At 67.0% G+C, this 25,281-nt stretch carries 21 protein-coding genes and 2 riboswitches; of the genes, 10 read left to right on the top strand and 11 right to left on the bottom strand.

Going from position 1 to position 25,281, the window contains the following annotated elements; genetic code table 11:
• Nucleotides 1–36: 36 nt before the first annotated feature.
• Nucleotides 37–1,317, top strand: coding sequence for an NAD(P)/FAD-dependent oxidoreductase (locus tag AB4Y98_RS13330; RefSeq protein ID WP_442244500.1), 1,281 nt, complete (start codon nucleotides 37–39; stop codon nucleotides 1,315–1,317).
• Nucleotides 1,318–1,408: 91 nt separating this feature from the next.
• Here AB4Y98_RS13330 and AB4Y98_RS13325 read toward each other — a convergent pair whose 3' ends face one another.
• From AB4Y98_RS13325 to AB4Y98_RS13315, 3 genes are all read right to left on the bottom strand, one after another.
• Nucleotides 1,409–1,855: a hypothetical protein gene (locus AB4Y98_RS13325; protein ID WP_442244499.1), complete on the bottom strand. Its 447-nt coding sequence runs from the start codon at nucleotides 1,853–1,855 to the stop codon at nucleotides 1,409–1,411.
• 3 nt (nucleotides 1,856–1,858) lie between these two features.
• Nucleotides 1,859–2,290, bottom strand: coding sequence for a nuclear transport factor 2 family protein (locus tag AB4Y98_RS13320; protein ID WP_442244498.1), 432 nt, complete (start codon nucleotides 2,288–2,290; stop codon nucleotides 1,859–1,861).
• Nucleotides 2,291–2,439: 149 nt separating this feature from the next.
• Nucleotides 2,440–2,706 carry a GIY-YIG nuclease family protein gene (locus AB4Y98_RS13315; RefSeq protein ID WP_442244497.1) on the bottom strand — a complete coding sequence of 89 codons (267 nt, stop codon included), beginning with the start codon at nucleotides 2,704–2,706 and terminating at the stop codon, nucleotides 2,440–2,442.
• Between the two features lie 40 nt (nucleotides 2,707–2,746).
• Nucleotides 2,747–2,836: riboswitch (glycine riboswitch) on the top strand.
• A 13-nt stretch (nucleotides 2,837–2,849) separates the two neighbouring features.
• Nucleotides 2,850–2,953: riboswitch (glycine riboswitch) on the top strand.
• An 84-nt stretch (nucleotides 2,954–3,037) separates the two neighbouring features.
• Here AB4Y98_RS13315 and AB4Y98_RS13310 point away from each other — a divergent pair.
• From AB4Y98_RS13310 to AB4Y98_RS13295, 4 genes are all read left to right on the top strand, one after another.
• The gene (locus tag AB4Y98_RS13310; protein WP_032952083.1) at nucleotides 3,038–3,655 is read left to right on the top strand and encodes a trimeric intracellular cation channel family protein; all 618 of its coding nucleotides are present in this window, start codon (nucleotides 3,038–3,040) and stop codon (nucleotides 3,653–3,655) included.
• 220 nt (nucleotides 3,656–3,875) lie between these two features.
• Nucleotides 3,876–5,042, top strand: a complete 1,167-nt coding sequence (locus AB4Y98_RS13305) for an MdtA/MuxA family multidrug efflux RND transporter periplasmic adaptor subunit (RefSeq protein WP_363734040.1) — start codon at nucleotides 3,876–3,878, stop codon at nucleotides 5,040–5,042.
• Nucleotides 5,039–8,170, top strand: coding sequence for a multidrug efflux RND transporter permease subunit (locus AB4Y98_RS13300; protein WP_442244496.1), 3,132 nt, complete (start codon nucleotides 5,039–5,041; stop codon nucleotides 8,168–8,170). Before AB4Y98_RS13305 ends, AB4Y98_RS13300 begins: the two co-directional genes overlap by 4 nt.
• Nucleotides 8,167–11,226 (top strand): efflux RND transporter permease subunit, encoded by a 3,060-nt coding sequence (locus tag AB4Y98_RS13295; protein WP_363734037.1) that lies wholly within the window; start codon nucleotides 8,167–8,169, stop codon nucleotides 11,224–11,226. Before AB4Y98_RS13300 ends, AB4Y98_RS13295 begins: the two co-directional genes overlap by 4 nt.
• Nucleotides 11,227–11,436: 210 nt before the next feature.
• On the opposite strand, the gene AB4Y98_RS13290 is transcribed toward AB4Y98_RS13295, so the two are convergent.
• The 6 genes from AB4Y98_RS13290 to AB4Y98_RS13265 form a co-directional block, all read right to left on the bottom strand.
• On the bottom strand, nucleotides 11,437–12,510 hold the full coding sequence (locus AB4Y98_RS13290; protein ID WP_363734036.1) for a 3-deoxy-7-phosphoheptulonate synthase: 1,074 nt from the start codon (nucleotides 12,508–12,510) through the stop codon (nucleotides 11,437–11,439).
• A gap of 253 nt (nucleotides 12,511–12,763) precedes the next feature.
• Nucleotides 12,764–13,024, bottom strand: coding sequence for a hypothetical protein (locus AB4Y98_RS13285; RefSeq protein WP_025878654.1), 261 nt, complete (start codon nucleotides 13,022–13,024; stop codon nucleotides 12,764–12,766).
• 188 nt (nucleotides 13,025–13,212) lie between these two features.
• On the bottom strand, nucleotides 13,213–13,950 hold the full coding sequence (locus tag AB4Y98_RS13280; protein ID WP_363734035.1) for a DNA alkylation repair protein: 738 nt from the start codon (nucleotides 13,948–13,950) through the stop codon (nucleotides 13,213–13,215).
• Nucleotides 13,947–14,447, bottom strand: coding sequence for a MarR family winged helix-turn-helix transcriptional regulator (locus AB4Y98_RS13275; protein WP_442244495.1), 501 nt, complete (start codon nucleotides 14,445–14,447; stop codon nucleotides 13,947–13,949). Before AB4Y98_RS13275 ends, AB4Y98_RS13280 begins: the two co-directional genes overlap by 4 nt.
• Nucleotides 14,448–14,557: 110 nt before the next feature.
• The gene (locus AB4Y98_RS13270; RefSeq protein WP_442244494.1) at nucleotides 14,558–15,586 is read right to left on the bottom strand and encodes an LLM class oxidoreductase; all 1,029 of its coding nucleotides are present in this window, start codon (nucleotides 15,584–15,586) and stop codon (nucleotides 14,558–14,560) included.
• A 13-nt stretch (nucleotides 15,587–15,599) separates the two neighbouring features.
• Complete coding sequence (locus AB4Y98_RS13265) at nucleotides 15,600–16,235, bottom strand: glutathione S-transferase family protein (RefSeq protein WP_363734031.1); 636 nt, start codon at nucleotides 16,233–16,235, stop codon at nucleotides 15,600–15,602.
• A gap of 278 nt (nucleotides 16,236–16,513) precedes the next feature.
• On the opposite strand from AB4Y98_RS13265, the gene AB4Y98_RS13260 reads away from it, so the two are divergent.
• Nucleotides 16,514–17,410 (top strand): LysR substrate-binding domain-containing protein, encoded by an 897-nt coding sequence (locus AB4Y98_RS13260; protein ID WP_394197382.1) that lies wholly within the window; start codon nucleotides 16,514–16,516, stop codon nucleotides 17,408–17,410.
• A 141-nt stretch (nucleotides 17,411–17,551) separates the two neighbouring features.
• Here the strand turns inward: AB4Y98_RS13260 and groL are convergent, their stop codons facing one another.
• Nucleotides 17,552–19,201, bottom strand: a complete 1,650-nt coding sequence (groL, locus tag AB4Y98_RS13255) for a chaperonin GroEL (RefSeq protein WP_025878650.1) — start codon at nucleotides 19,199–19,201, stop codon at nucleotides 17,552–17,554.
• A gap of 84 nt (nucleotides 19,202–19,285) precedes the next feature.
• Nucleotides 19,286–19,573 (bottom strand): co-chaperone GroES, encoded by a 288-nt coding sequence (locus AB4Y98_RS13250; RefSeq protein ID WP_025878649.1) that lies wholly within the window; start codon nucleotides 19,571–19,573, stop codon nucleotides 19,286–19,288.
• Nucleotides 19,574–19,924: 351 nt separating this feature from the next.
• Here AB4Y98_RS13250 and AB4Y98_RS13245 point away from each other — a divergent pair, with 351 nt between their 5' ends.
• From AB4Y98_RS13245 to AB4Y98_RS13230, 4 genes are all read left to right on the top strand, one after another.
• Nucleotides 19,925–21,715 (top strand): endonuclease, encoded by a 1,791-nt coding sequence (locus tag AB4Y98_RS13245; RefSeq protein WP_442244493.1) that lies wholly within the window; start codon nucleotides 19,925–19,927, stop codon nucleotides 21,713–21,715.
• A 74-nt stretch (nucleotides 21,716–21,789) separates the two neighbouring features.
• Nucleotides 21,790–22,128, top strand: coding sequence for a divalent-cation tolerance protein CutA (gene cutA / locus AB4Y98_RS13240; protein WP_080149728.1), 339 nt, complete (start codon nucleotides 21,790–21,792; stop codon nucleotides 22,126–22,128).
• The gene (locus AB4Y98_RS13235; protein ID WP_442244492.1) at nucleotides 22,125–24,515 is read left to right on the top strand and encodes a protein-disulfide reductase DsbD domain-containing protein; all 2,391 of its coding nucleotides are present in this window, start codon (nucleotides 22,125–22,127) and stop codon (nucleotides 24,513–24,515) included. The genes cutA and AB4Y98_RS13235 overlap by 4 nt, the downstream gene beginning before the upstream one ends.
• A complete protein-coding gene (locus AB4Y98_RS13230; RefSeq protein ID WP_442244491.1) occupies nucleotides 24,512–25,069 on the top strand; it encodes a TlpA family protein disulfide reductase in 558 nt (185 codons plus the stop codon). Before AB4Y98_RS13235 ends, AB4Y98_RS13230 begins: the two co-directional genes overlap by 4 nt.
• The last annotated feature ends 212 nt before the right edge of the window (nucleotides 25,070–25,281 follow it).

The raw sequence follows: 25,281 nt of genomic DNA, 5'->3' as shown, positions 1-25,281 counted from the left end.
CAGGCACTTCCCCCATGCCCCCCCTGGAGTGAGTCGATGAGTCGTGATCGCGTCCCCCACCTGGTCGTTGTCGGCGGCGGTTTCGCCGGCCTGTGGGCCACCCGTGCGCTGGCCCGCGAACGCATACGCATCACCCTGGTCGACCGTCGCAATCACCACCTGTTCCAGCCGCTGCTTTACCAGGTGGCCACCGCCGGGCTGTCGGCTCCGGATATCGCCGCACCGCTGCGCCATATCCTCGGCCACCAGCGCAACGTGGAGGTGCGGCTGGGCGAAGTGGTGGCCATCGACAAACAGGCACGCCAGGTGCGCATGGCCGATGGCAGCACGCTGGACTACGACAGCCTGCTGCTGGCCACCGGCGCCACCCATGCCTACTTCGGCCACGACGAATGGGCCGACGATGCGCCGGGCCTGAAGACCCTGGACGATGCCATCGCCCTGCGCCGCAAACTGCTGCTGGCGTTCGAGCGCGCCGAGGCCGAGCCGGACCCGGCGAAGAAGGCCGCATGGCTGAGCTTTGCGGTGGTGGGTGGTGGCCCGACCGGCGTCGAGCTGGCCGGCACTCTGGCGGAAATCGCCCGGCATACGCTGCGCAATGAATTCCGCCACATCGATCCAGCCAGCGCCAAGGTGCGGCTGGTCGAGGCCGGTCCGCGCGTGTTGTCCACCTTCCCCGAAGTGCTTTCGCTGAAAGCACGCCGGCAGTTGGAAAAGCTGGGCGTGGAAGTGATGACCGGCACGCCGGTGAGCCACATCGATGGACAGGGCTTCAAACTGGGCGACCAGTTCGTGCCCGCGCGCACCGTGGTCTGGGCCGCCGGCGTGGCCGCCTCACCGCTGGCGCGCACGCTGGACGTGCCGCTGGACCGCGCAGGTCGCGTGCAGGTGCAGCCCGACCTGACCCTGCCTGGTCATCCGGAACTGTTCGTGGCCGGCGACCTCGCTGCGCTGAACCAGGCCAACGGCAAACCAGTACCGGGCGTTGCGCCTGCCGCCAAGCAGATGGGCAAGTACGTGGCGGACGTGATTCGCGCGCGCCTACATGGCAAGGCAGCACCCGGGCCGTTCAAGTACGCCGACTTCGGCAACCTGGCCACTATCGGCCGCATGGCCGCGATCGTGCACCTGGGCAAGCTGCAGCTGTCCGGCGTGCTGGCCTGGTGGTTCTGGCTGGCCGCGCACGTGTTCTTCCTGATCGGGTTCCGCAACCGCGTCGTGGTGCTGTTGAACTGGGCGGTGGCGTACTGGAGCTACCAACGCAGCGCGCGGATCATTTTTGGCGATGACCGCGAAGACCGGCGGCCCCGACGGTAGTGCCGGCCGCTGGCCGGCTGCTGCGCGGTCGGATCCCTTTCCGCAGGAAGGGGCTCTGACTCCGTCAACGTCATCCACGCCTGGCGTGGATCTACCTCGGGCCGCCCGGGCCACGTGGGCGTGACCATACCTGGCAGACGTCTTCCTTTCTCGCGGTATCGGCAATCTGTGCGGCACTCCAATTCCGGGTGATCCAGATCGTCAACGCGGTGCTGCTCAGGTGCCAGCGCAGCATGTCGTGCTGCGGCTGCCGCATCAGGTGGCGGCGTGCAACCCAGAACGCTTCGCGCTCGATATCAGTCGCCTTCTTCAGCGCTCCAGGATCGAAGAACTGCGCCGCGAAGCGCCAAGGGTTCATCGGCTGGTATCCCGTTCGCAGTTCACTGCTGCATGCTGCCACACCGCTGGGCGCGCTGTCGGCCGGCTTCGGCCAGCCTTCCACCAGCGCCAGTCCGAGCAGGTACAGAAGGCCAGGCAGCAGCCCGATGCCGGCTGCCAGCACGACGACCGAGAGCCACGCTTTACCGGCGGCCCGCATCGCTCACTCCGCCTTCGGCTTCGGGTACCACAGCGCGTTGACGATGACCCAGCGCTGCTCGAAGCGGCCCATGTGGAAATAGTCGACGAACCACGGCGTTTCCAGCCGTACCGATGCGGCGTTGCCGGTCACGTCCAGCACCGTGCAACTGCGGTCCCATTGATCCTTCGGGGTCTTCAACGCGCCCTGCCTGGTCAGCGCGACCAGCTCTTCCTTCGACATCCGGCGCAGGCCGAGGCGTTCGTCGGGCGTATCACCGAGTACCGCGCGCTTGGCCAGGTCCGGGTGCAGGGAACGGGCGACGCGCTGCGGATTGGCTTCCAGTTGGCCGTCGACGTAGTCGTGGCAGGTCGCTTCAATGGCCGCGATCGTGGCGGCGTCGGCGGCAGGGCTTGCCGCTGCGGAAAGTGCGAACAACAGGGCAACGGCGGACATCCGGGTCTCCAGCGCTGAGGGCTGGGCGATCATGGCACGTTGATCCGGGGTACTGCTGGCCGCTGGCCGGCAACCGCAGGGTGCAACCAGGGTTCATGAGGTTGCCGGCCAGCGGCCGGCACTACCGCGCTTCATGCGTCGCGCGTGGTTCAGCCCTGTTCCTGCATCAGCCACGCCAGCTTGCGTTCGCGCGGCTGCCGCTTGAGCTCCCATTCGGCACGTGAGGCCGCTGCCCGGTCCGGGTACTCGCGCACCGCCAGGACCCGCAGTGGTGGCCGCGACCGGGTGTAGCGGGCCCCCTTGCCGGCCTGATGGGCAGCAAAACGGGCCTGCACGTCGGTGCTGATGCCGGCGTAATAGCTGCCGTCTCGGCATTCGAGCAGGTACAGGAACCACGGGCGGGAGGGCGAATCCATGGCCGGATTATGCCGTGCTGCACTGCAGCGGATATACTGGCGACCGAATGCAGGAGAGAGGCGCCGCGCTGGCGCCCGCCGAAGGCGCAGGCTCCCATGATCGCTCAGGCCGGTGGGCTGGAATCCCACCAACCATGCATTCGACTCGCCGAGCTGGAGAGAGGTCACCGGGCACGCCCGGGACGATCCGCCGAAGGGGCACGCGGCTCACGCCGCTGAACTCTCAGGCAAAAGGACAGCGGGAGCGGCACCGGTCATCGTCATCCCGTCATTGCGCAGGCAGTGGCGGTATGTGCGCATGGCCGGCCCCACCGCGCCCGGAGCCTGTCCCATGCTGCTGTCCATCATCTACCTGATCGCCATTTCCGCCGAAGCCATGACCGGTGCCCTGTCTGCCGGCCGCCGCCGCATGGACCTGTTCGGCGTGGTCATGATCGCCTGTGTCACCGCCCTCGGTGGCGGCTCACTGCGCGACATCCTGCTCGGCCATTATCCGCTGGGCTGGGTGAAACATCCGGAGTACCTGGGCTTCACCGTGTGCGCGGCACTGATCGCCACCTGGGTGGCGCGCTGGATGCATCACTTCCGCCGTACCTTCCTGGTGCTCGATGGCCTGGGCCTGATCGCCTTCACCCTGATCGGCTGCTCGATCGCGCGTGAGGCCGGCCATGCACTGCCGATCGTGCTGATCGCCGGCATGCTAACCGGCGCCTTCGGCGGCGTGCTGCGCGACATCCTCTGCAACGAGGTGCCGTTGATCTTCCAGAAAGAGCTGTACGCCATCATCTCGCTGCTGACCGGTGCGGTGTATCTGCTGTTGCTGCACTGGGGCGTGGCCGATGCCACGGCGATCCTGTGCTGCCTGGGTGGCGGGTTCGCCGTGCGCCTGCTGGCGATCCATTACCGCTGGGAAATGCCGAAGTTCGTGTACCACGACGAAGTGCATTGAGGGGCGCGGGCCGGCACCACCGGCGGGGTGGCATGACCAAGGTCACGCGGCGACGGCCTGCGTAAACCGCTACCATTGGCGCCCCGTCGCACGCGCGACGGCATCCAGCCACGCCGCGCCTGCGGCCCCGCCAGACAATCCTCCTCCCCCGCTGCCCGTGGCCCTTCGTGGTGCCGACGGGCCCGCATGACCCTGCGTGCACGCAGGGCGCAGGATGCCCATGTCTGTCGCCGAAAACTCCCGCTCACATCGTGCCCGCCTACTGCTGGTCGTTGCCGGTCTTGCCCTTGTCGCTGGCCTGGCGTGGTGGCTGTGGCCGCAGGCCGAGGCGGGCGGTGGCGAAGCCGGCAGCGGCAAGACGGTGCCGGTACGCATCGCCCGCGCCAGCGCCGAACCGCTGGTGCTGCGGATGAAAGCGGTCGGTACGGTCACCCCGCTGCACAGCGTGGTGGTACGCAGCCGCGTGGACGGCGAACTGATGCGCCTGCATTTCCAGGAAGGTCAGCAGGTCAACGCCGGCGACCTGCTCGCACAGATCGATCCCCGCCCCTACGAAGTGAAGCTCGCGCACGCGCAGGGTACGCAGCAGCAAAACCTCGCCGAGCTGGAGAATGCCGAGCGCCAGCTGCAGCGCTACCGCGAACTGCAGCGACAGAACTACGTATCCGCACAGGAACTGAGCGACCAGCAGAGCAAGGTGCGGCAGCTGCAGGGGCGTCGCCTGAGCGACCAGGCGTCGGTGGACGAAGCGCGACTGCAACTGCAGTACACCCGCATCGTCGCCCCGGTCAGCGGCCGAGTTGGCCTGCGTCGATTGGACGTAGGCAATCTGGTGCACGCCAGCGATACCGAAGGCCTGGTCACGCTGGCGCAGACGGCGCCGATCAGCGTGTTGTTCACCGTGCCCGAGCCGGAGCTTCCCGCCCTGCTCGATGCGGTGCAGGCGCAGCCGGCGCTGGCGGTGGAAAGCTGGGACCGCGAAGAACGACGGCAGCTTGCCAGCGGCACCCTGTCCAGCGTCGACAACCGCATCGATACCGCCACCGGCACGCTGAAGCTGCGCGCACAGTTCGACAATGCCGATCAGGCGCTGTTCCCCAACCAGTTCGTCAATGTGCGCCTGCAGCTGGGTGAGCACCCCGCGCTGCTGGTTCCCGACGCCGCCGTGCAGTTCGGCAGTCAGGGCAACTACGTGCACATCATCGACAAGAACAACAAGGCACAACGACGCACGGTGGTGCTCGGCCCGGCCGATGACGGTCGCGTTGCGGTGCGTTCCGGTCTGGTGGCCGGTGACAAGGTGGTGATCGAAGGCATCGACGGGCTGGAAGACGGCACCGCGGTGGAGATCATCACCGAGGAGGCATCGACCAAGGCCGGCGCATGAACCTCTCGCGCGCCTTTATCCTGCGCCCGGTCGCCACCACCCTGCTGATGGTGGCGCTGCTGCTGTCCGGGGTACTGGCCTATCGCCTGCTGCCGGTGGCGGCGCTGCCGCAGGTCGACTACCCGATCATCCAGATCACCACGCTGTACCCCGGTGCCAGCCCCGAGCTGACCACGCGCACCATCACCGCGCCGCTGGAGCGCCAGCTCGGGCAGATTCCCGGCCTGAAACAGCTGTCGTCCACCAGTTCCGGTGGTGCCTCGGTGATCACCCTGCAGTTCGGCCTGGAGGTGTCGCTGGGTGTGGCCGAACAGGACGTGCAGGCGGCAATCAACGCGGCCGGCAGCTTCCTGCCCGGTGATCTGCCGGTGCCGCCGGTGTACCGCAAGGTCAATCCGGCCGACACGCCGATCCTGACGCTGGCGGTGACTTCGCAAGGCCTGTCGCTGCCGCAGGTGCACGATCTGGTCGACACCCGCATCGCCCAGCGGTTGGCACAGCTGCCGGGGGTGGGCCTTGTCAGCCTGGCCGGTGGCCAGCGCCCCGCCGTGCGCATCCAGGTCAATCCGGGCGCACTGGCCGCCAACAACCTGGGCATGGACCACATCCGCACCGCGATCGCCGCGGCCAACGTCAACCTGCCCAAGGGCAGCTTCGATGGCCCGATCCGCGCGGTGATGCTCGATGCCAACGACCAGATGCGCAGCGTTGCCGAATACCGTGCACTGGTGCTGGCCTGGCGCGACGGCGCACCGCTGCGGCTGGGCGATGTCGCCACCATCACCGACGGCGCCGAGAACCGCCAGCTGGCGGCATGGAGAGGCACCACCCCGGCGGTGCTGGTGAACATCCAGCGCCAACCCGGCGCGAACGTCATCGCCGTGGTCGGACAGGTGCGTGCGTTGCTGCCGCAGCTGCAGGCCACGCTACCGGCCGGCGTGCAGATGACCGTGCTCAGCGACCGCACCGAATCGATCCGCGCGTCCGTGCGCGGCGTACAGAAGGAACTGGTCCTGGCCATCGCGCTGGTGGTGCTGGTGACCTGGGTGTTCCTGCGCAACCTGCCGGCTACGCTGATTCCCAGCGTGGCGGTGCCGCTGTCGCTGATCGGTACGTTCGCGGTGATGCTGCTGGCCGGCTATTCGCTCAACAACCTCACGCTGATGGCGTTGACCATCGCCACCGGCTTCGTGGTGGACGATGCGATCGTGATGCTGGAGAACATCGCCCGCCACTTGGAAGACGGCGAAAGCCCGCGCGAGGCAGCGCTGAAAGGTGCCAGCGAGATTGGCTTCACCCTGGTGTCGCTGACGGTCTCGTTGATCGCCGTGCTGATCCCACTGCTGTTCATGGCCGACCTGGTGGGCGCGCTGTTCCATGAGTTCGCAGTGACGCTGGCGGTGGCCATCGGCATTTCGCTGCTGGTGTCGCTGACCTTGACGCCAATGCTGTGTGCGCGCTTCCTGAAACCACATGCCAAAGGGTCAGCGCCCCACGGGGATCTGACCCCGCCCGGGTCGGATCCGGTCAGGGCTCCGACCCCGAAGCGCGACGTGTTCGATCGCATCATTGCCCTGTACGACCGCCAGCTGCGCTGGGTGCTGCAGCGCCAGCCACTGATGCTGCTGGCGACCGTGGCCACGCTTGCGCTGACGGTGGCGCTGTATTTCGCCGTGCCCAAGGGCTTCTTCCCGGTGCAGGATGCCGGCCTGGTCCAGGGCATCAGCGAAGCCCCGCAGGCGATCTCGTTCCAGGCCATGCGCGAGCGCCAGCTTGCCCTGGCCACGGCCATCGAACAGGACCCAGCCGTGGCCAGCCTGTCTTCCTACATCGGCGTGGACGGCAACAATGCCGCCCTCAATACCGGCCGCCTGCTGATCGAACTGAAGCCACACGGCGAGCGCGAGGGCGTCGACGTGGTGATGGCGCGGCTGCAGCAGCGCGTGGCCAGGATTCCCGGTATCACCCTGTACCTGCAACCGGTGCAGGAGCTGGGCATCGAAGACCGCATCAGCCGCAACCAGTACCAGTTCACCCTGACCACGCCGGACCTGCAGACGCTGGAAACCTGGACCCCAAAGCTGTTGCACGCGCTTCGCCAATCGCCAGCGCTGCGTGATGTGGCCAGTGACCTGCAGATGCAGGGCCGGCAGGCCAGGGTGAGCATCGACCGCGATGCCGCCGCACGCCTTGGCGTGAGTGTGGAAGCAGTGGCCGACGCACTGTACGACGCCTACGGGCAACGGCAGATCTCAACCATCTTCACCCAGGCCAGCCAGTATCGGGTGGTGCTGGAGGCCGATCCTGCGCGGCAACCGGGGCCGGAGGCGATCAGCGGCCTGCGCGTGCGCAGCAGCAACGGCCAGACCGTGCCGCTGGGCGCGGTGGCGCGCGTCGAGCAGGGGCCAACGGCGCTGCTGCGCAACCATGTCGGTCAGTTCCCGGCGGCCACGCTGTCGTTCAACCTTGCGCCCGGCGCATCGCTGGGCGAAGCGGTGGATGCCGTGCATGCCGCGCAGGCACAGGTGGCATTGCCGCAGAGCATCGAGCTGCGGCTGCAGGGCGCGGCGGCGGCCTTCAGCAGTTCGCTGTCGAGCACGCTGTGGCTGATCCTGGCGGCGGTGGTGGTGATGTACATCGTGCTGGGCGTGCTCTACGAGAGCTTCATCCACCCCATCACCATTCTCTCCACCCTGCCCTCGGCGACCGTGGGCGCCCTGGCCGCGTTGTGGGCGAGCGGACGCAGCCTGGACCTGATCGCAGTGATTGGCATCGTGCTGCTGATCGGCCTGGTGAAGAAGAACGCGATCATGATGATCGACTTCGCGCTGGACGCGCAGCGCACGCGCGGCATGAGCCCGCGTGAGGCGATCCACCAGGCGGCGCTGCTGCGCTTCCGGCCGATCCTGATGACCACCCTGGCCGCGCTGTTCGGCGCGGTACCGCTGATGCTGGCCAGTGGCTCGGGCGCCGAGCTGCGGCAGCCGCTGGGCTGGGTGATGGTGGGTGGCCTGATGGTCAGCCAGGTATTGACCCTGTTCACCACGCCGGTGATCTACCTGGCCTTCGACCGTCTGCAGCGTCGCCGCGCGACAGCACCGGCAACCGCTGGCGAGGCCGGCGCATGACCCCTGTGGCACGCCTGGCACAGGCCTGCGTGCAGCGTCCGGTGGCGACCCTCCTGTTGGCGGTGGCGCTGGTACTGGCCGGCCTGCTGGCGCTGCGCCTGCTGCCGGTGGCACCGCTGCCCCAGGTCGACTATCCCGCCATTGAAGTCAGTGCCAGCCTGCCCGGCGCCTCGCCCGAATCGATGGCGGCCACCGTCGCCACGCCGCTGGAGCGTGCGCTGGGCAGTCTGCCCGGCATCTCGCGCATCGACTCGGCCAGCACCCAGGGGCAGACCGAGATCGAATTGAAGTTCGTGCTCGGCCGCGACATCGACGAGGCCGCGCGCGAAGTGCAGGCCGCGATCAACCTCGCCCGCGGCCAGCTGCCCAGCGGCATGCCGGGCATGCCGCAGTACCGCAAGGTCAACCCGTCGCAGGCGCCGATCCTGGCGCTGGCGTTGACCTCCGATACGCTCTCGCCGGGCCAGCTGTACGACCTGGGTTCGACCGTGCTGGCGCAGAAGCTGTCGCAGGTACCCGGCGTGGGCGAAGTGCAGGTGGGCGGCAGCGCGCTGCCGGCGGTTCGCGTGTCGCTGGACCCCAATGCCCTCAATCACGCAGGTCTGGCGCTGGAGGACGTGGCACAGGCGATCAGCCGCGCCAATGCAGTGCGCCCACTGGGTGCGGTCGCGGGCGCGCAGCAGCACTGGCAACTGGAGGCACCGCTGCAACTGCGCCAGGCCGCGCAGTATCGCCAGCTGGCGCTGAAGGCCAGCGATGACCGCCTGCTGCGGCTGGGCGATGTCGCTGCCGTCGCCGATGGCGTGGAGGACCGCTATGCCAGTGGCTTCCACAACGAACGCCCCGCCGTGCTGCTGATCGTCAGCCGCCAGCCCGGCGCCAACATCATCGCCACCGTCGATGCGATCCAGGCGCAGTTGCCGCAGCTGCACGCCCTGCTGCCCAGCACGGTGGACATGCGCCTGGTGATGGACCGCTCGCCGGTGATCCGCGCCACCCTGCATGAAGCAGAAGTGACCCTGCTGCTGGCGATCGCGCTGGTGGTGCTGGTGGTGCTCGGCTTCCTTGGCCACTGGCGTGCGGCCCTGGTACCCAGCGTGGCGATTCCGGTGGTGCTGTTCGGCACGCTGGCGTTGATCGCGCTGATGGGCTTCTCGCTCAATACGCTCTCGCTGATGGCCCTGATCGTAGCGGCGGTACTGGTGGTTGACGACGCCATCGTGGTGCTGGAGAACATCGCGCGCCATCGCGAACTGGGCGCCGACCGCTGGCAGGCGGCGGTGCGCGGTGCATCGGAAGTGGGCGCTACGTTGCTATCGATGAACCTGGCGCTGGCAGTGGTGTTCGTCTCGATCCTGTTCCTGGACGATTTCGTCGAGCGCCTGTTCCGCGAATTCTCGCTGACCCTGGTGGCGGCGATGACGGTGTCGGTGCTGGTGGCACTCAGCCTGGTGCCGATGCTGTGCGCGCGCCTGTTCGTCGATGACGCACAACAGCCCACGCGCTGGCAGCGCGGCAGCAATGCGCTGTTCGAGCGCGTGCGTGGCGCCTATCTGCGCACCCTGCAGGCCAGCCTGCGGCAACTGCGCTGGCCATTGCTGGCCTTCGTGGCAGTGATCGCACTCAATGCCTGGCTGTTCCAGCAGGTACCCAAGGGCATCGTTCCGCAGCAGGACACCGCACAGCTGCGCGGCTTCGCGCGTGGCGATGACGGCCTGTCCTTCCAGGCGATGCAGCCGAAGATCGATGCCTACCGCAGACTGCTGCTGTCCGACCCGGCCATCGAGGACATCATCGGGTATATCGGTGGCAGCAACGGGGTCAACAACGCCTTCATCATGATCAAGATGAAGCCGCTGGCCGAGCGCGGCGTCTCCAGCCAGCAGGTGATCGACCGCCTGCGTGCGCGTCTGCCCAAGTTGCCCGGGGGCAACCTCTATCTGTGGGTGGACCAGGACATCCGCCTGGAAGGCGCCGGCAGCAGCGGCAAGTACGAATTCCAGTTGCTCTCGGCCGATACCGCGCCACTGCGCCAATGGGCACCGAAGGTCGCTGCTGCGCTGCGTGGCCTGCCGGAACTGGTGGACGTGGAAGCGCAGGGCGAGGCCGGCATGCGCCAGGTGATGCTGGACATCGACCGCGAGGCAGCGGCGCGCCACGGCGTGGACCTGCGCACCGTAGCCAACATGCTCAACAACGCCTTCAGCCAGCGCCAGGTCGCCACGTTGTACGACAGCCTCAACCAGTACCGGGTGGTGATGGAGCTGGACCCGAAGCACACCCAGGACCCGGGCACGCTCGCACGGCTGCAGGTGATCGATGGCAGCGGCCAGCGCATTCCCCTGTCGAGCATCGCCAGCTGGCGCTATGGCATGGCGCCGGACCGCGTGTACCACAGCGAGCAGTTCGCCTCGATCTGGATCGAGTTCGCGCTGGCACCCGGCGTGGGCCTGGAACAGGCCACCCGGGCGATTGATGCGGCGATGGCCAAACTGATGCTGCCGCGCTCGGTGCAGGCCAAGCTGTCCGGCGAGGCCGGCGGCCTGGAGCAGCTGCGTTCGCGCCAGTTGTGGCTGGTACTGGGTGCGACGCTGGCGGTGTACCTGGTGCTGGGCATCCTCTACGAGAGCTTCCTGCAGCCCTTGGTGATCCTGTCCACGCTGCCGTCGGCCGGCATCGGTGCGCTGTTGGCGCTGTGGCTGTTCGGCAACGAACTGAACCTGATCGCCCTGCTCGGCCTGTTCCTGCTGGTGGGCGTGGTGATGAAGAACACGATTCTGCTGGTCGACTTCGCCCTGGCCGGCGAACGCCGCGGGCTGAGTGCGCAGGATGCAGTGATGGAAGCGGCACGATTGCGCCTGCGGCCGATCCTGATGACCTCGCTGGCAGCACTGCTGGGTACGTTGCCGCTGATGCTGGCCAACGGTGAAGGTTGGGAGCTGCGGCAGCCGCTGGGCATCGCTATCGTCGGCGGGTTGCTGGTCAGCCAGTGGTTGACGCTGTACACCACGCCGGCGATGTATCTGGCGTTGGCGCGAGTACGGGCGGGGCGGTGAGCGAGGTGGCTTCATCCACGCATGGCGTGGGTCTACTGCGGCCATCGCCGGTTCGGGTCTCACACCACCCCGGCGATGTACCTGGCGCTGTCGCACATACGCAGCGCCAGGCGCATCGCCGGTGCAGACGGGCCGGTCTCCAACTCCGACCGGCCCTGATCGCGGCCGCACCCCCGCAGGCGCTGGCCGCCATCCACACACGTGCCGCACTCAAGCGGCTTCGGACACCTTCACTTCACGGCGGGCGCGCACGGCAGCGGCGAGCCGCTCCAGCACCTGCACGGTGGTGTCCCAATCAATGCAGCCATCGGTGATGCTCTGGCCGTAGACCAGCGGCTGGCCTTCGACCAGCTCCTGGCGGCCACCCACCAGATGGCTTTCGACCATCACACCGACGATGCGCTGCTCGCCATCTTCCAGCTGGATGGCGATGCCTTCGATCACCTTCGGCTGGTTTTCGTGATTCTTCAGGCTGTTGGCGTGGCTGGCATCGATCATCAGGCGCGTCGGCAGCTTGGCCTTGGCCAGTGCCTGACAGGCATCGGCCACGCTGGCCGCGTCGTAGTTCGGCTGCTTGCCACCACGCAGGATCACATGGCAGTCCGGGTTGCCGGTGGTGGAGACGATGGCCGTGCCACCCTGCTTGGTGACCGACAGGAAGTGATGCGGATTCGAGGCTGCGCCCACGGCATCGGCGGCTATCTTGACGTTGCCGTCCGTGCCGTTCTTGAAGCCAACCGGGCACGAGAGCCCCGACGCAAGCTCGCGATGCACCTGGCTTTCGGTGGTGCGTGCACCGATCGCGCCCCATGCCACCAGGTCGGCGATGTACTGCGGCGAGATCACGTCGAGAAACTCGACGCCGGCAGGCAGGCCCAGCTTATTGATGTCGCGCAGCAGGCCGCGGGCGATGCGCAGGCCCTTGTCGATCTTGAAGCTGCCGTCCAGGTCCGGATCGTTGATCAGGCCCTTCCAGCCCACCGTGGTGCGCGGCTTCTCGAAGTACACGCGCATGACGATTTCCAGCTCGCCGGCCAGCGCATCGCGCAGCGGCTTCAGACGCTGTGCGTACTCGATGGCGGCTTTCGGATCGTGGATCGAGCACGGCCCGACCACCACCGCCAGGCGGTCATCGCGGCCATGCAGGATCTGGTGCAGGGCGGCGCGCGAAGCGCTGACGGTATCGGAGGCTTCGTCATCACAGGGCAGCATCGCCAGCAGCTGGGCAGGCGGTGTCAGCGGTTCGATGGTGCGGATACGCAGGTCGTCGGTGTGCGGGGGCATGGTGAGGGGTCTCTACGGAACGTTGGGGGTCCGCAGCGTGGCGACATGAAAAAAGCCGCCAGGTTCGCTGGCGGCTTTCGGGAATGCGTCTGAAGCTTTCTTCAGGGTGAGCGCAATCCTTCCTCCGCCGGGGGCTTCGGAAAGTAATACCAATAAAAGCTGGCATGGGTTGCGTTCATGGGATCTATTGATAACACAGGGTTTTGGCGGGTGCCAACTGTTTCATCCGCAACTGCGGGCGCGGTTCAGCGGACTATCGGCCGCCATGCACTTCCACGTCCAGCAGCAGCGTCTCGTGGATGTCGACCCAACGCTCCACCACGCGGTCCAGTTCCTGCCTGGCCTCATCAAGCTGTTCGGGGTTGAGCATTGACCTGGCCGTATACAGATCGGACACCAGCTGCCGCAAGGTGGCTTCCTGGATGGCAACCACCGGCCCTTCCAGGCCGGGTACCTGCAGCGCTGGACTGCTGCCCAGCGCTCCGTACAACGTCACCTGGATCTTGCTCTGCATGCTCGACTTCCCTGCGGATGGACACGGCCGAGCGCCATCTTTACCCGGAATGGATGACACGCGCATGTGCCACGAGGGTGCCGGAATGCAGTCCGATGAGGCGGTGGCGCATGGGGTCTCCCTTGAAGGTCATGGGGTTGCCGGCCAGCGGCCGGCACTGCCGGGAAACGCGGGTGAACGGTACGGCGTTACAGCGAGCGCAGCGCGCGCTTGCGGATGTACGTATTGGCTGCGCTGTCGTGCGTTGACTGCCACCGTGCGCATACATCCCGCACCCATCCGGGCTGGCTCTTGCCTGCGTCGTTCAGCCAGTTGCCGACCGAGTCCTGCACATAGCGCTCGGGATCGTCAGCGAGGGCCTCCAGCAAGGGCAACGCGTGCTCGGGTTGCTGCTTGAACAGCGCAATGTGCGTGGCCCATACACCGCGGGGGCGAAGCGCCTCACAGGCGAAGCGGCGCTGATGCGGCGAGCGCTGCTGCGTCCAGGGTTGCAGCAGGGCAAGCGCTTCCAGCGGCTCGGCGACGATATCGCTGCGCAAGGCCAACCATGCCCATTCGCGCACACCGAAGTGCGGATCATCTGCCAGTGAACGCATGGCCTGCAGCTTGTCGGCCAATGCCGCCTGCGCGTCGCCGCCGATCAGATAGCAGGCCCATCCGCGCACGGTGTCGGAGGGATGCGCCTGCCAGCACTGCACCTCGTCCTGCCCTGCCTCGCGCAGTACCGCTGCGGCCAATGCCATGCGCTGGGTGATTCCTTTGCCTGCAGCGGCCTGCATCCGCTGTATCGAGGCCGGTGGCAAGGTCGGTGCCACCGCCTGCAGCAACGCAGCGAAGTCCACAGCCAGGCACTCGGCCAGATGCGTGCTGGCTGCACTGCCCGCGTTCAGTTCCCGCAGGCGTGCCGTGGCGATGGTATTGCTCATGTACCTGCTTCCTGGCCCGCGTCGGTGTGTCGCCAGACCTTTTCCAACAGCAGCGACAACTGCACCTGTTCGCGGGAATCAAGACCGTTGAACAGTCCGCCGATCCATTGTGTGTGCTGGTCGAACAGATCGCCGGCCAAGCGCTTGCCGCGGGCCATCAGCACGATCTGCAGACGGCGGCCATCCTCGGCATCGTTGCGCCGCTGCAGCAGGCCGTCACGCTGCAGGCCATCGAGCAACCCGCTGATGGTGGCGCGGGTGACGCCAGCACGCTCGGCCAACTCGTGCGGAGGCAACGTGCCACCAGCACCGTGCAGCAGGAACAGCACAATGAAACGGCCCTCGCTGAGGCCGTGCGGCGCCAGGCGTGAAGCGCAGTCACGGTCGATCGCGCTGGACAAGGCCAGCAGCTGGAAGCACAGGCGCAGCTGCGCAACAGTGGCGTGGCCACGGCGCTGCGCCTCCTCGACGAAGGCCTGGTGCTTCAACTCAAGCATCATGCACCCCTATATAATTAGGTGGCTAATCATAATTCGTTGAACAAAAACTGCAAGCCTCCCGCTGCGGCCGGCAGGGTCCGCAGCTCAGCGATCGCGGAAATGCATCGCTACCATTCCTTCCCCCCCGACGGTGGACCGGGATGCGACGGAAACAACGGCAGCACCTCTTCGGCCAGTTCCTGCAGCACGTCGGCAGCTGGGCGCTGCGAGAACTGAATGCCGAGCGCGGCATGGTTTACCCCGGCACGCTGCCAGGCTTCCAGCAGCGCGATCAGCCCCTTGCGCCCGGTACGCAGGCAGTAGCCACCCTGCAGCGGCACGCGCGGATGGTCCGGGTCATCCACCAGGTCCAGCCATTCATTGGTCATGTGCGGACGGAAGCCGCCGTCGGGAATCTGCGCGCGCCATGCGCGGATCTTCGCCGCCAGCCGCTGGGGTCCTGCCGTGTCATGGGTGGCGTCGGGATAGGTCAGCCAGCCGTCGGCGTGCTGGCCGATCCATTGCAGCGACTGCCGGGCACCTCCGGTGACCATCAACGGGATGCGACCGCTTAGCGGCGGGGGCAGCAGCTGCACGCCCTGCGCGGCCCAGGGATGGCCGGCCAGCGCCCCGTCTGTGGGCTGCAACCATTGCCGGAAGGCCACCACGGCATCTGCGAACCGCTCACCACGTCGGGCGTCGTCGAGGCCGTAGGCGGGAAACTCAAGCGGTCGATCACCCGAGGCAATACCCATCACCAGCCGCCCTGCGGACAGCTGGTCGATCGACGCGGCGGCCTTGGCCAGGTCGATGGGATGCCGCAGTGGCATCACCACGCTGCCTGTCGCCAACGCGACGCGATGGGTGCGGGCCGCCAACCACGCGAGATAGGTGAACGGATCGAATACCTGTCCGGCATCACCGAACTGTGGATCGAACAGCGGAACGTCACGCACCCAGACCGCAGCGAAACCATGGCGGTCGATGGCCTCTACCAATGCGGTCTGCCCCTGCAGAGCCGCCATGTCGCCCTGGTAGAAGCGCAGCGGCAGGAAGATGCCCAGAGTCAGTGCATCGGCGCGGAACATGCGCTGGTAGCCGGCATGGCTGGCGAAGGCGGCTGCCGAAGCGCCGTGGATCGAAAGGGAAGCTGTCATTGCGGGGATCTCCTCAGGGCCCGGTCGCGGGCTCAGGCAGCAGCACGCCGCGCTGTACGGCGGGCCGCGCGGCTAAGCGCTGGTACCACGCCGAAAGATGACGATGGCGCGAGAAGTCGATGTCGATCACCCTGAGCACATGCAGCCAACCGAAGTGCGCGATGTCCGCGATCGAGTAGTCATCGCCGGCCAGCCAGGGACGCTCGGCCAAACGTGCATCGAGGATCGCGAAGATGTCTTCGGAAAGGTGCCGGTAGCGCTCGATCGCCGGCAGGTAGCGCTCCTGCGCGAAGTGTTCGAAATGCACGCGCTGGCCGAAGATGGGACCGACGCTGGAGGCATGGAACATCAGCCAGGTGATGGCGTCCCAGCGCGCGGCTGGCGCCTGTGGCAACAATGCGCCGCCCTGCTCGGCCAGGTACAGCAGGATCGCCGCCGATTCAAACAGCACGATGCCTCTGCCGCGGTCTTCGAGGACCGGAATGCGACCGTGCGGATTGAGCCGCAGGAAATCAGGATGGCGATGTTCACCCTGCTCGATGCGCACGTGGTGCAGGCGATACGGCAGGCCCAGCTCCTCCAGCGCGATGGTGGCCTTGTAGCCGTTGGGTGAGCTGTCGGTATGCAGGTGCAGCGAAGGTTCGGTCACGGAGGCATCCTGGAAGTAGAAATCAGGTGCACACGCGCTGCCCTCCCACAACATGGGCAGGGCGAAGCGATGTGGAAAAAAGGCGCTGCAGCGACCGTGCAACCAGTCTAGGAACCTGGCATGCAGGCGGGAAACGATGTCTGCTGCGGTTGCAGTTGAGCCCAGCTCAACATCGCGCGCACCGGCGCGACAGCCATCGACCCGGCCGATATGCTGTGCCCTGCGCTGGCCGGTGGACGTGCCGACGGCTCGCCAGCATCGTCACGGGAGAATGGAAGATGGGTGCGGTACTGCCCTTGCTGGCCCTGCGGGCCTTCGTTGAAACCAGCCGCCACGGCAGCCTGACGGCGGCCGCCGAGGTGATGGGCGTGACACCCGGCGCGGTGAGCCAGCAACTGCGGCAGTTGCAGGAACGGCTCGGCGTCAGCCTGTTCGATCGAACCCGCCACGGCGTGGTGCTCAGCACTGCCGGCAACCGTGTCTACCCGGAACTGCGCCAGGCCTTCGATCAGATCGCCAGCAGCCTGCACGCACTGGAAGCGTGGCAAGGCAGGTCGTCGTTGCGGATCAGCGCCGCGCCCAGTTTCGCCGCCCACTGGCTGGCACCGCGACTGGCCGATTTCAGCGCGCGACATCCAGGAATCGACGTGCAGTTGGATGCCAGCCCCGCGCTGGTGGACCTGCGCCGTGATGGCGTGGACATCGCGATCCGGCACGGCCTGGGCCAGTATCCGGGGCTGCATGCGGAGCACCTGTTGGCACCGGCGTTGCTGCCGGTGGCAAGCCCGGCGCTGCTGGCGACCGTGCCACCGATCACCCGCGTGGAGCACTGCCTGCGGTTGCCACTGCTGCAGGACAGCGAACGCAATGACTGGCGGCTGTGGTTTCAGGCCCTGGGCGTGCCGCAGGATGCGCGCCTGCAGCGCGGCCCCGCTTTCGATGACGATCTGTTGTTGATACGCGCAGCGGCAGCCGGCCAGGGCATCGCGCTGGTGCGCGACATCCACGTGGCCGAAGAAGTGGCCAACGGTCGCCTGCAGGTAGTCCTGGAGCAGCCGTGGCCGCAGTCCTTCGCCTATTACGCGGTGACCCGGCCAGGCAGCAACGACAACCCGATGGTGGCCGCGTTCCTGGCGTGGCTGCAGGACAACCTGCCGACAGCTCCAGCAGCGTAGCGGCGGGTGATGCCGCATTGCCCGGTAGATCCACGCCATGCGTGGATGCAGGCCACAAAAAAACCCCGCCTTCCGGCGGGGTTTTTCATTGCAGCAGGGAAGCGTGCCGACCTGGGTCGGCAGCTACCGGTGCAGCGGGACTTAGAAGTCCATGCCGCCCATGCCACCCATGCCGCCCATGCCACCAGCGCCACCCATGGCCGGCTCGTCCTTCTTCGGAGCGTCGGCAACCATGGCTTCGGTGGTGATCATCAGGCCAGCGATCGAGGCTGCGTTCTGCAGCGCCGAACGGGTCACCTTGGTCGGGTCCAGGATGCCGAACTGCAGCATGTCGCCGAACTCGCCGGTGGCGGCGTTGTAGCCGAAGCTGCCGGTGCCTTCCTTGACCTTGTTGACGATGACCGACGGCTCTTCACCGGCATTGGCAACGATTTCGCGCAGCGGGGCTTCCATCGCACGCAGGGCGATCTGGATGCCGTGGTTCTGGTCTTCGTTGGCACCCTTCAGGCCAGCCAGTGCGGAGACCGCACGGACCAGGGCAACGCCGCCGCCCGGAACCACGCCTTCTTCAACGGCCGCACGGGTCGCGTGCAGGGCGTCGTCGACGCGATCCTTCTTTTCCTTCATTTCGATTTCGGTCGAAGCGCCGACCTTGATCACTGCCACGCCACCGGCCAGCTTGGCCACGCGCTCCTGCAGCTTCTCGCGGTCGTAGTCCGAGGAGGTGTCTTCGATCTGGGTCTTGATCTGCGCAACGCGCGAATCGACCGCAGCCTTGTCACCCACGCCATCGATGATGGTGGTGTTTTCCTTGGAAACCTGCACCTTCTTGGCGCGGCCCAGGTCCTTGATGGTGGCCTTTTCCAGCGACAGGCCGACTTCCTCGGAGATCACGGTGCCGCCAGTCAGCACGGCCATGTCTTCCAGCATCGCCTTGCGACGGTCGCCGAAGCCCGGAGCCTTGACGGCCACGACCTTGACGATGCCGCGGATGGTGTTGACCACCAGGGTCGCCAGCGCTTCGCCTTCGACTTCCTCGGCAACGATCAGCAGCGGCTTGCCGGCCTTGGCGACGCCTTCCAGCACCGGCAGCAGGTCACGGACGTTGGAGATCTTCTTGTCGTGCAGCAGGATGTACGGGTCATCCAGGTCAGCGGTCTGCGACTGCTGGTTGTTGATGAAGTACGGGGACAGGTAGCCGCGGTCGAACTGCATGCCCTTGACCACGTCCAGCTCGTTGTCCAGGCCCGAGCCTTCTTCAACGGTGATCACGCCTTCCTTGCCGACTTCCTTCATCGCGTTGGCGATGATCTGGCCGATCGACTCGTCCGAGTTGGCCGAGATCGTGCCGACCTGGGCAATGGCCTTGTCGTCAGCGGTCGGCTTGGAGATGTTCTTCAGCTCGGCGACGGCAGCCACGACGGCCTTGTCGATACCGCGCTTGAGGTCCATCGGGTTCATGCCGGCAGCAACGGCCTTGGCGCCTTCGCGGATCAGGGCCTGGGCCAGCACGGTGGCGGTGGTGGTGCCGTCGCCGGCGTCGTCGTTGGTACGCGAGGCGACTTCCTTCACCATCTGCGCGCCCATGTTCTCGAACTTGTCAGCCAGTTCGATTTCCTTGGCGACGGACACGCCGTCCTTGGTGATGGTCGGGGCGCCGAAGCTCTTCTCGAGCACGACGTTGCGGCCCTTCGGGCCCAGGGTGGCCTTGACGGCATTGGCGAGAACGTTGACGCCGCGCACCATGCGCGAACGGGCGTCTTCACCGAAACGAATATCCTTGGCAGCCATTGCGTTTACCTCTGTGTAGAGCCGAGCGGAGCCCGGCTGCTTTTAGCGGAAATGGGGTGTAACTGAAGCAGGTCGCGCTGACACTCAGCCGATGACGGCGAGCACGTCGTCTTCGCGCAGGACCTTGTACTCGACGCCTTCGCTCTTGTACGAGCTGCCGGCGTACTGGCCGTAGATGACCTTGTCACCGACCTTCAGCGACGGAGCGCGCACGTTGCCGTTGTCCAGCGGCTTGCCCGGGCCCACGGCCACGACTTCACCCTTGGTGGACTTTTCCTTGGCGGAGTCCGGGATCAGGATGCCACCGGCGGAAACTTCGTCGGCTTCGATCGGCTTGACCACAACGCGGTCGTGCAGCGGCTTGATGCTCATGTGGGACCTCTTAAGTTATTGATTGGTCTGAAAAAGTCCGGCGATGTTAGCACTCACACCAGGTGACTGCCAGCAACGCGCGTGAAAAAGCCCGACAGGTCGGGAGCACGACAGAGATGGAGACCTCCGGAGTCCTTTCAAGGCCCGCCCATAAATTTTTCCCGGCGGCCCGGCGGCACTCCATCCCTGCGCGGACGCCTTTATAGGGATGCGTCGCGGCAAGCCAAGGGGGAATTGGCCGCCATTTGGTGACCGCCGTCGCACTGTCAGATATCTGGCGTTCATTTACGACAAAGTGTCACCGGATCGGCTTTAGGGTGGCCCGGCATTCCCAATCACAAGGAGTAGTCGATGCGATTGCTGTCCCCGCTCGCCGCCGCCTGCCTGCTGGCCCTGGCTGCCGCGCCGGCCCAGGCCGAGGTCTTCATCAACGAACTGCACTACGACGACAGCACCGCTGCCGGTGACGTCGGCGAAGCCATCGAAGTGGTCGCCACCGCCGGCGAGGATCTGTCCGGCTACCGCCTGTACCTCTACAACGGCAGCAATCCGTCGGCCGCCACGGTCTACGCCAACAACGCGGTACCGGCCGGAACCGCGGCCAGCTGCGGCAGCGCCTCCCTGGCGGTGGTCACCTACCCCAGCAACGGCCTGCAGAACGGCCCCAACGACGGCATCGCCCTGGTCGACGCCAGCGGCAAGGTGGTCCAGTTCCTCAGCTACGAGGGCGCGATCACCGCCTCCGCCGGCCCCGCCGCCGGCATGACCAGCCAGAACATTCCCGTTGCCGAAACCAACAGCACCGCTGCGGGCACCTCGCTGCAGCTGACCGGCAGCGGCAGCCAGTACGCGCACTTCACCTGGGCCGAATCGGCCAGGCAGACCTTCGGCAGCTGCAACAACAACCAGACCTTCAGCGGCGGTGGCACCCCGGGCCCGAACACGCCGCCGTCGGTGTCCACCACCACGCCGGCACAGGGCAGCAGCACCTTCCCTGCCGCCGCCGACCTGGAAGTGGTGTTCAGCGAGACGGTCAACCTCGCCAGCGGCGCCTTCGCACTGACCTGCGGCACCTCCGGCAGCGTGCCGCTGATCTGGCCGGCCAGCGGCAAGAGCGTGAAGCTGTCGACCAACACCGCGCTGGTCGCCGGTGAAGCCTGCCGCTTCGACATCCGTGCCGCACGCATCACCGATGCGCAGGGTGCCCGCCCGGCGACCGACAGCCGCATCGCCTTCACCGTGGCCACCACCACCGGCAATCCGGACCCGGGCAATCCCGGCGGACCGGCCGGTTACTACTCGAAGGTCAACACCAGCAGCCCCAGCCAGCTGCGCTGCTCGCTGCACGCCACCATCAAGGGCCACACCGCGTATCCGTACAGTGGCTCGGGCACCAGCACCTGGACCATCCTGGAGATCGCCGACGAAGATCCGAACAACAGTGGCCGGATCCTCGACGCCTATCGCAACCGCAGCTACACCAAGGTGACCGACCGTGCAGGCAGTGGCGGCGGCCTGAAGTACAACCGCGAGCACACCTGGCCGAACTCGCTGGGCTTTGCCAGCACCACCGGCGACAAGGGCCTGCCGTATGCGCCCTATACCGACACCCACATGCTGTACCTGACCGACGCACAGTGGAACGCCGACCGCGGCAACAAGCCGTTCGGCAAGTGCGACGCCAACTGCGGCGAGCGTGCCACCGAGGCCAACAACGGCCAGGGCGGCGGCAGCGGCGGCTATCCGGGCAATTCGAACTGGGTACGTACGCCGGATGGCAACGCTGGCACTTTTGAAGTGTGGGGTGCACGCAAGGGCGACATGGCACGCGCGGTGATGTACATGGCCATCCGCTACGAAGGGGGCAAGGATGCGGCCACCGGCCAGTCCGAACCGGACCTGGAACTGACCGACGACCGCAGCAAGATCGTCAAGACCAGCAGCTCGCCGGCCTACATGGGCCTGCTGTCGACCTTGATCGACTGGCATCTTGCTGATCCGCCGAGCGCTGCAGAACGTGCCCGCAATGACGTGATCTACAGCTTCCAGGGCAACCGCAACCCGTTCATCGACCACCCCGAGTGGGCCACCCCGGGCCTGTTCACCTCGGCCAAGCCCGCGACCTGCCAGCTGGCCAACTGACACCGTTTGAAGAAAGTTGTATTTCCCCTGTCCGATCCTGACCCGGTCGGACAGGGGCCCTATACTCGACGGTCATGTCGACCGTCGATCCCGTCCTGCTGCTGTTGACCACCTGCCCGGACCGGGCCAGTGCCGAGCGCATCGCGCACGCGCTGGTCGCCGAGCACCTGGCTGCCTGCGTGACCCGCCTGGACGGCGCACAGTCGACCTACCGCTGGCAGGGCGAGGTGACCACCGACGCCGAGCTGCAGCTGCTGGTGAAAACCACCGCAAGCCGTGTCGATGACGCCATCGCCCGGATCGTCGAACTGCATCCGTATGAACTCCCGGAGTGCATCGCGGTCGAAACCCGGGCCGGCCTGCCGGCGTATCTGGACTGGATCCGGGCACAGACCCGGGAGGACACTGATTGAAGACTCTGTTTGCGCGTGGCGCCGCCTTGTGCGCCCTGTTGTGGCTTTCATTGCCAGCCTTCGCGCTGGATGAGAAGGATCTGCTGCCGGTGGACCAGGCGTTCGCGCTGACCGCCAGCGCGCCCGAGCGTGGCCAGATCCAACTGCAGTTCAAGATCGCCCCCGGCTATTACCTGTATCGCCACCGCACCACGGTGAAGGCTGATCCGGCGTTCAACGCCGCTGCGCTGCAGATGCCCGCAGGCAAGAAGCACCACGACGATTTCTTCGGTGAGGTGGAGACCTACCGCGAGCGCCTGCAGGCCACCCTGCCCGGCGCGCCCGCCGATGCCGCTGGCACCATCAGCCTGGAAGTGCGTTACCAGGGCTGCGCCGATGCCGGTGTGTGCTACCCGCCGCAGAAGCGCGTGGTGCAGGTGACCCTGCCCGGTGCAGGCGGTGCGGCGGCCACGCTGCCGACCGCACGCGCCACCGGCGCCAGTGCGTTCAACAACCCGCTGGCCGGCGCCGGCAGTGGCGGTGGCCTGCGACTGCCGGGCACCAGCAACAGCCAGGCATTGCCGCTGCCATCGGAACAGGCATTCGGCTTCGATGCCATCGCCAGCGATGGCAACACCCTGCTGCTGCGCTTCAGCCCGGCACCGGGCTATTACCTGTATCGCGACCGCACCTCGCTGAAGCTGGAAGGCAGCGCCGGGGTACTGGCCGACAAGCCGCGCTGGCCGGCGGCGCAGTCGCACCGCGACGAGCACTTCGGTGATGTGGCGGTCTATTTCAACCAGGTGGAAGTGCCGGTGCCACTGCGCCGCAGCCGCGCCGAGGCCGTAGACAGCACGCTGGTGGTGACCTTCCAGGGCTGCCAGACCGATGGCATCTGCTATCCGCCGATGACCCGGCGGGTGAAGCTGTCGATCCCCGCCGGCAAGGTCAACGCCACCGGTGATGCACCGGCTGCACGCGACGAAGTGATCCGCTCGCTGCCGCCTTCGGCCGCTGCCAGCACCCGCGAGGGCGCCAACGGCACGCCACTGCGCCTGCTTCCGACTGTGCCCAATGACGCGCCCGCCACCACGGGCGGTGCCGACGCCAGCAGCGGCGCGCGCGATGCATTCGCCGCTGATGCGCAGCAGGACAATGCACTGCGTACCAAGGCCCCCAGCCGCGTGCCGAAAACCGACAGCTCGCTGCTGTGGGTGCTGCTGCTGGCGCTGGGCGGAGGCCTGGTGCTGAATCTGATGCCCTGCGTGCTGCCGATCCTGTCGTTGAAGGTGCTGAGCCTGGCGCAGAGCGGGGAAAGCCCCGAACGCGCCCGCAGCCATGCCATGTGGTACACGCTGGGCGTGCTGGTTGCCTTCGCGGTGATCGGCGCGCTGATGGTCGGCCTGCGCATGCTGGGCAACGCAGTCGGCATCGGTTTCCAGCTGCAGCATCCCGGCGTGGTCGCGGCGTTGGCCTACATCATGTTCGCGGTGGGCCTGAGCCTGTCCGGCGTGTTCACCATGGGCGGCGGCATCGGCAACTTCGGCCAGTCGCTGGCGCGACGCAGTGGCCCGGCCGGCGATTTCTTCACCGGCGTACTGGCCTGCGTGGTCGGCAGCGCCTGCGTGGGTCCGTTCTTCGGCCCGGCGGTGGCCTATGCCTTCGTTGCACCGCCGGTGGCGGCGATGCTGGTGTTCCTGTTCCTCGGCCTGGGCCTGGCCCTGCCGTTCCTGCTGATCGGCTTCGTGCCGGCGCTGGCCCGTCGCCTGCCCAAGCCGGGCCAGTGGATGGAAACCCTCAAGCATGTGCTGGCCTTCCCGATGTACGCCGCCGCGTTGTGGCTGCTGTGGGTGCTGGGCAAGCAGCGCGGCGTGGATGGCATGGCGCTGGCGCTGGGTGGCCTGCTGCTGCTTACCGGTGGCCTGTGGCTGTTCGAGCGCAGCCGCTGGCGCAGCCAGCGCGCGGCCGGGCTGCTGGGCGTGCTGCTGGTGATCGCGGCGCTGGTGCCGGTGTGGGCGGTGACGCAGCTGGCACCGCCGGCACGTGCCGCACAGGCGAGCAGCGAGAACGTGGTGGACTATTCGCCGCAGATGCTGGACCGCCTGCGCGCCGACAACCGCGTGGTGTTCGTCAACATGACCGCCGACTGGTGCGTGAGCTGCAAGGCCAACGAGCGCGCGGTGCTGTCGCGCCCGGAGTTCAAGGAACTGCTCAAGCGCACCAACGCGGTGTACATGCGCGGCGACTACACCAATGTGGACCCGCAGATCACCGCGTTCCTGGATGAACACAAGGCCGTGGGCGTGCCGCTGTACGTGGTGTACGGCCCCGGCGCACCGCCGACGGTGCTGCCCACCCTGCTGACCCAGGCGCTGGTGGAAGAAGCGCTGCTGCGCACCGCACGATGAAGTGGCAACGGCCAGCACTGCTGTGGACAGCGGTGCTGGCTGCCGGGCTTGGCCTGTGGGCCGGCAATCGGCTGGCGCCGGCGCCGGCGACGGAAGCTGCAGCGCCTGCCGTATCGCCCCCGGCGCTGCCGATGCTGCGCCCCGGTGATCCGCTGCCGGCGCTGGTCCTGCCCGATGGCGAAGGCCACGCGCTGGATATCCGCGAACGCTTCAAGGGCCGGCCGCTGCTGGTCAATGTCTGGGCCAGCTGGTGCGGCCCCTGTGTGGAAGAGATGCCCGAGCTGGCCCGCTTTGCCGAGGGCCAGGGCGCACGCGGCGTGCAGGTGTTGGGCCTGGCGCTGGATACGCCTGACAGCGTGCGCGATTTCCTGCAGCGGGTGCCGGTGGACTATCCCATCGTGCTCGATACCCCCGGCCCACGCGATGCCAGCGTGCAGTTGGGCAACGCGCAGGGTCTGCTGCCCTACAGCGTGTTGTTCGACGCACAGGGACGGATGGTGAAGGCCAAGCTCGGACCGTTCGCGCACGGCGAAATCGAAGGCTGGGCGAAGTAGGTCGGCAGGGCTGGCGGGGTGGGTCCGGTTGCGGGGGTGTAAGCGCCATGGATGGCGCGCCCAAGCCCCCAAGGATGGGTTCACGGCGTCCCCCGCAACCGGACCCACCCCGCCTACCCTCAGGAAACCAGCTTCGGCTGTTGCTGTTGATGTTGATGTTGCTATTGAGGTTGCCGGCCAGCGGCCGGCACTACGGCGGGTGCAGGGCGCAG

Origin of the sequence: Stenotrophomonas sp. 2YAF26 (assembly GCF_052114625.1) — a bacterium.
GTDB lineage: Bacteria > Pseudomonadota > Gammaproteobacteria > Xanthomonadales > Xanthomonadaceae > Stenotrophomonas > Stenotrophomonas indicatrix.
Note: the sequence above shows the minus strand (reverse complement) of the source record. Positions and strands in the feature narration are given on the sequence as shown.

Excerpts from the sequence above, each read along its gene's own strand:
- AB4Y98_RS13325 (WP_442244499.1), bottom strand. The coding sequence starts at position 1,855 with ATGCGGGCCGCCGGTAAAGCGTGGCTCTCGGTCGTCGTGCTGGCAGCC.
- AB4Y98_RS13280 (WP_363734035.1), bottom strand. The coding sequence starts at position 13,950 with ATGAGCAATACCATCGCCACGGCACGCCTGCGGGAACTGAACGCGGGC.
- AB4Y98_RS13295 (WP_363734037.1), top strand. The coding sequence starts at position 8,167 with ATGACCCCTGTGGCACGCCTGGCACAGGCCTGCGTGCAGCGTCCGGTG.
- AB4Y98_RS13310 (WP_032952083.1), top strand. The coding sequence starts at position 3,038 with ATGCTGCTGTCCATCATCTACCTGATCGCCATTTCCGCCGAAGCCATG.
- AB4Y98_RS13305 (WP_363734040.1), top strand. The coding sequence starts at position 3,876 with ATGTCTGTCGCCGAAAACTCCCGCTCACATCGTGCCCGCCTACTGCTG.
- AB4Y98_RS13300 (WP_442244496.1), top strand. The coding sequence starts at position 5,039 with ATGAACCTCTCGCGCGCCTTTATCCTGCGCCCGGTCGCCACCACCCTG.
- groL (WP_025878650.1), bottom strand. The coding sequence starts at position 19,201 with ATGGCTGCCAAGGATATTCGTTTCGGTGAAGACGCCCGTTCGCGCATG.
- cutA (WP_080149728.1), top strand. The coding sequence starts at position 21,790 with ATGTCGACCGTCGATCCCGTCCTGCTGCTGTTGACCACCTGCCCGGAC.
- AB4Y98_RS13290 (WP_363734036.1), bottom strand. The coding sequence starts at position 12,510 with ATGCCCCCGCACACCGACGACCTGCGTATCCGCACCATCGAACCGCTG.
- AB4Y98_RS13315 (WP_442244497.1), bottom strand. The coding sequence starts at position 2,706 with ATGGATTCGCCCTCCCGCCCGTGGTTCCTGTACCTGCTCGAATGCCGA.
- AB4Y98_RS13320 (WP_442244498.1), bottom strand. The coding sequence starts at position 2,290 with ATGTCCGCCGTTGCCCTGTTGTTCGCACTTTCCGCAGCGGCAAGCCCT.
- AB4Y98_RS13245 (WP_442244493.1), top strand. The coding sequence starts at position 19,925 with ATGCGATTGCTGTCCCCGCTCGCCGCCGCCTGCCTGCTGGCCCTGGCT.
- AB4Y98_RS13260 (WP_394197382.1), top strand. The coding sequence starts at position 16,514 with ATGGGTGCGGTACTGCCCTTGCTGGCCCTGCGGGCCTTCGTTGAAACC.
- AB4Y98_RS13330 (WP_442244500.1), top strand. The coding sequence starts at position 37 with ATGAGTCGTGATCGCGTCCCCCACCTGGTCGTTGTCGGCGGCGGTTTC.
- AB4Y98_RS13250 (WP_025878649.1), bottom strand. The coding sequence starts at position 19,573 with ATGAGCATCAAGCCGCTGCACGACCGCGTTGTGGTCAAGCCGATCGAA.
- AB4Y98_RS13270 (WP_442244494.1), bottom strand. The coding sequence starts at position 15,586 with ATGACAGCTTCCCTTTCGATCCACGGCGCTTCGGCAGCCGCCTTCGCC.
- AB4Y98_RS13275 (WP_442244495.1), bottom strand. The coding sequence starts at position 14,447 with ATGCTTGAGTTGAAGCACCAGGCCTTCGTCGAGGAGGCGCAGCGCCGT.
- AB4Y98_RS13230 (WP_442244491.1), top strand. The coding sequence starts at position 24,512 with ATGAAGTGGCAACGGCCAGCACTGCTGTGGACAGCGGTGCTGGCTGCC.
- AB4Y98_RS13285 (WP_025878654.1), bottom strand. The coding sequence starts at position 13,024 with ATGCAGAGCAAGATCCAGGTGACGTTGTACGGAGCGCTGGGCAGCAGT.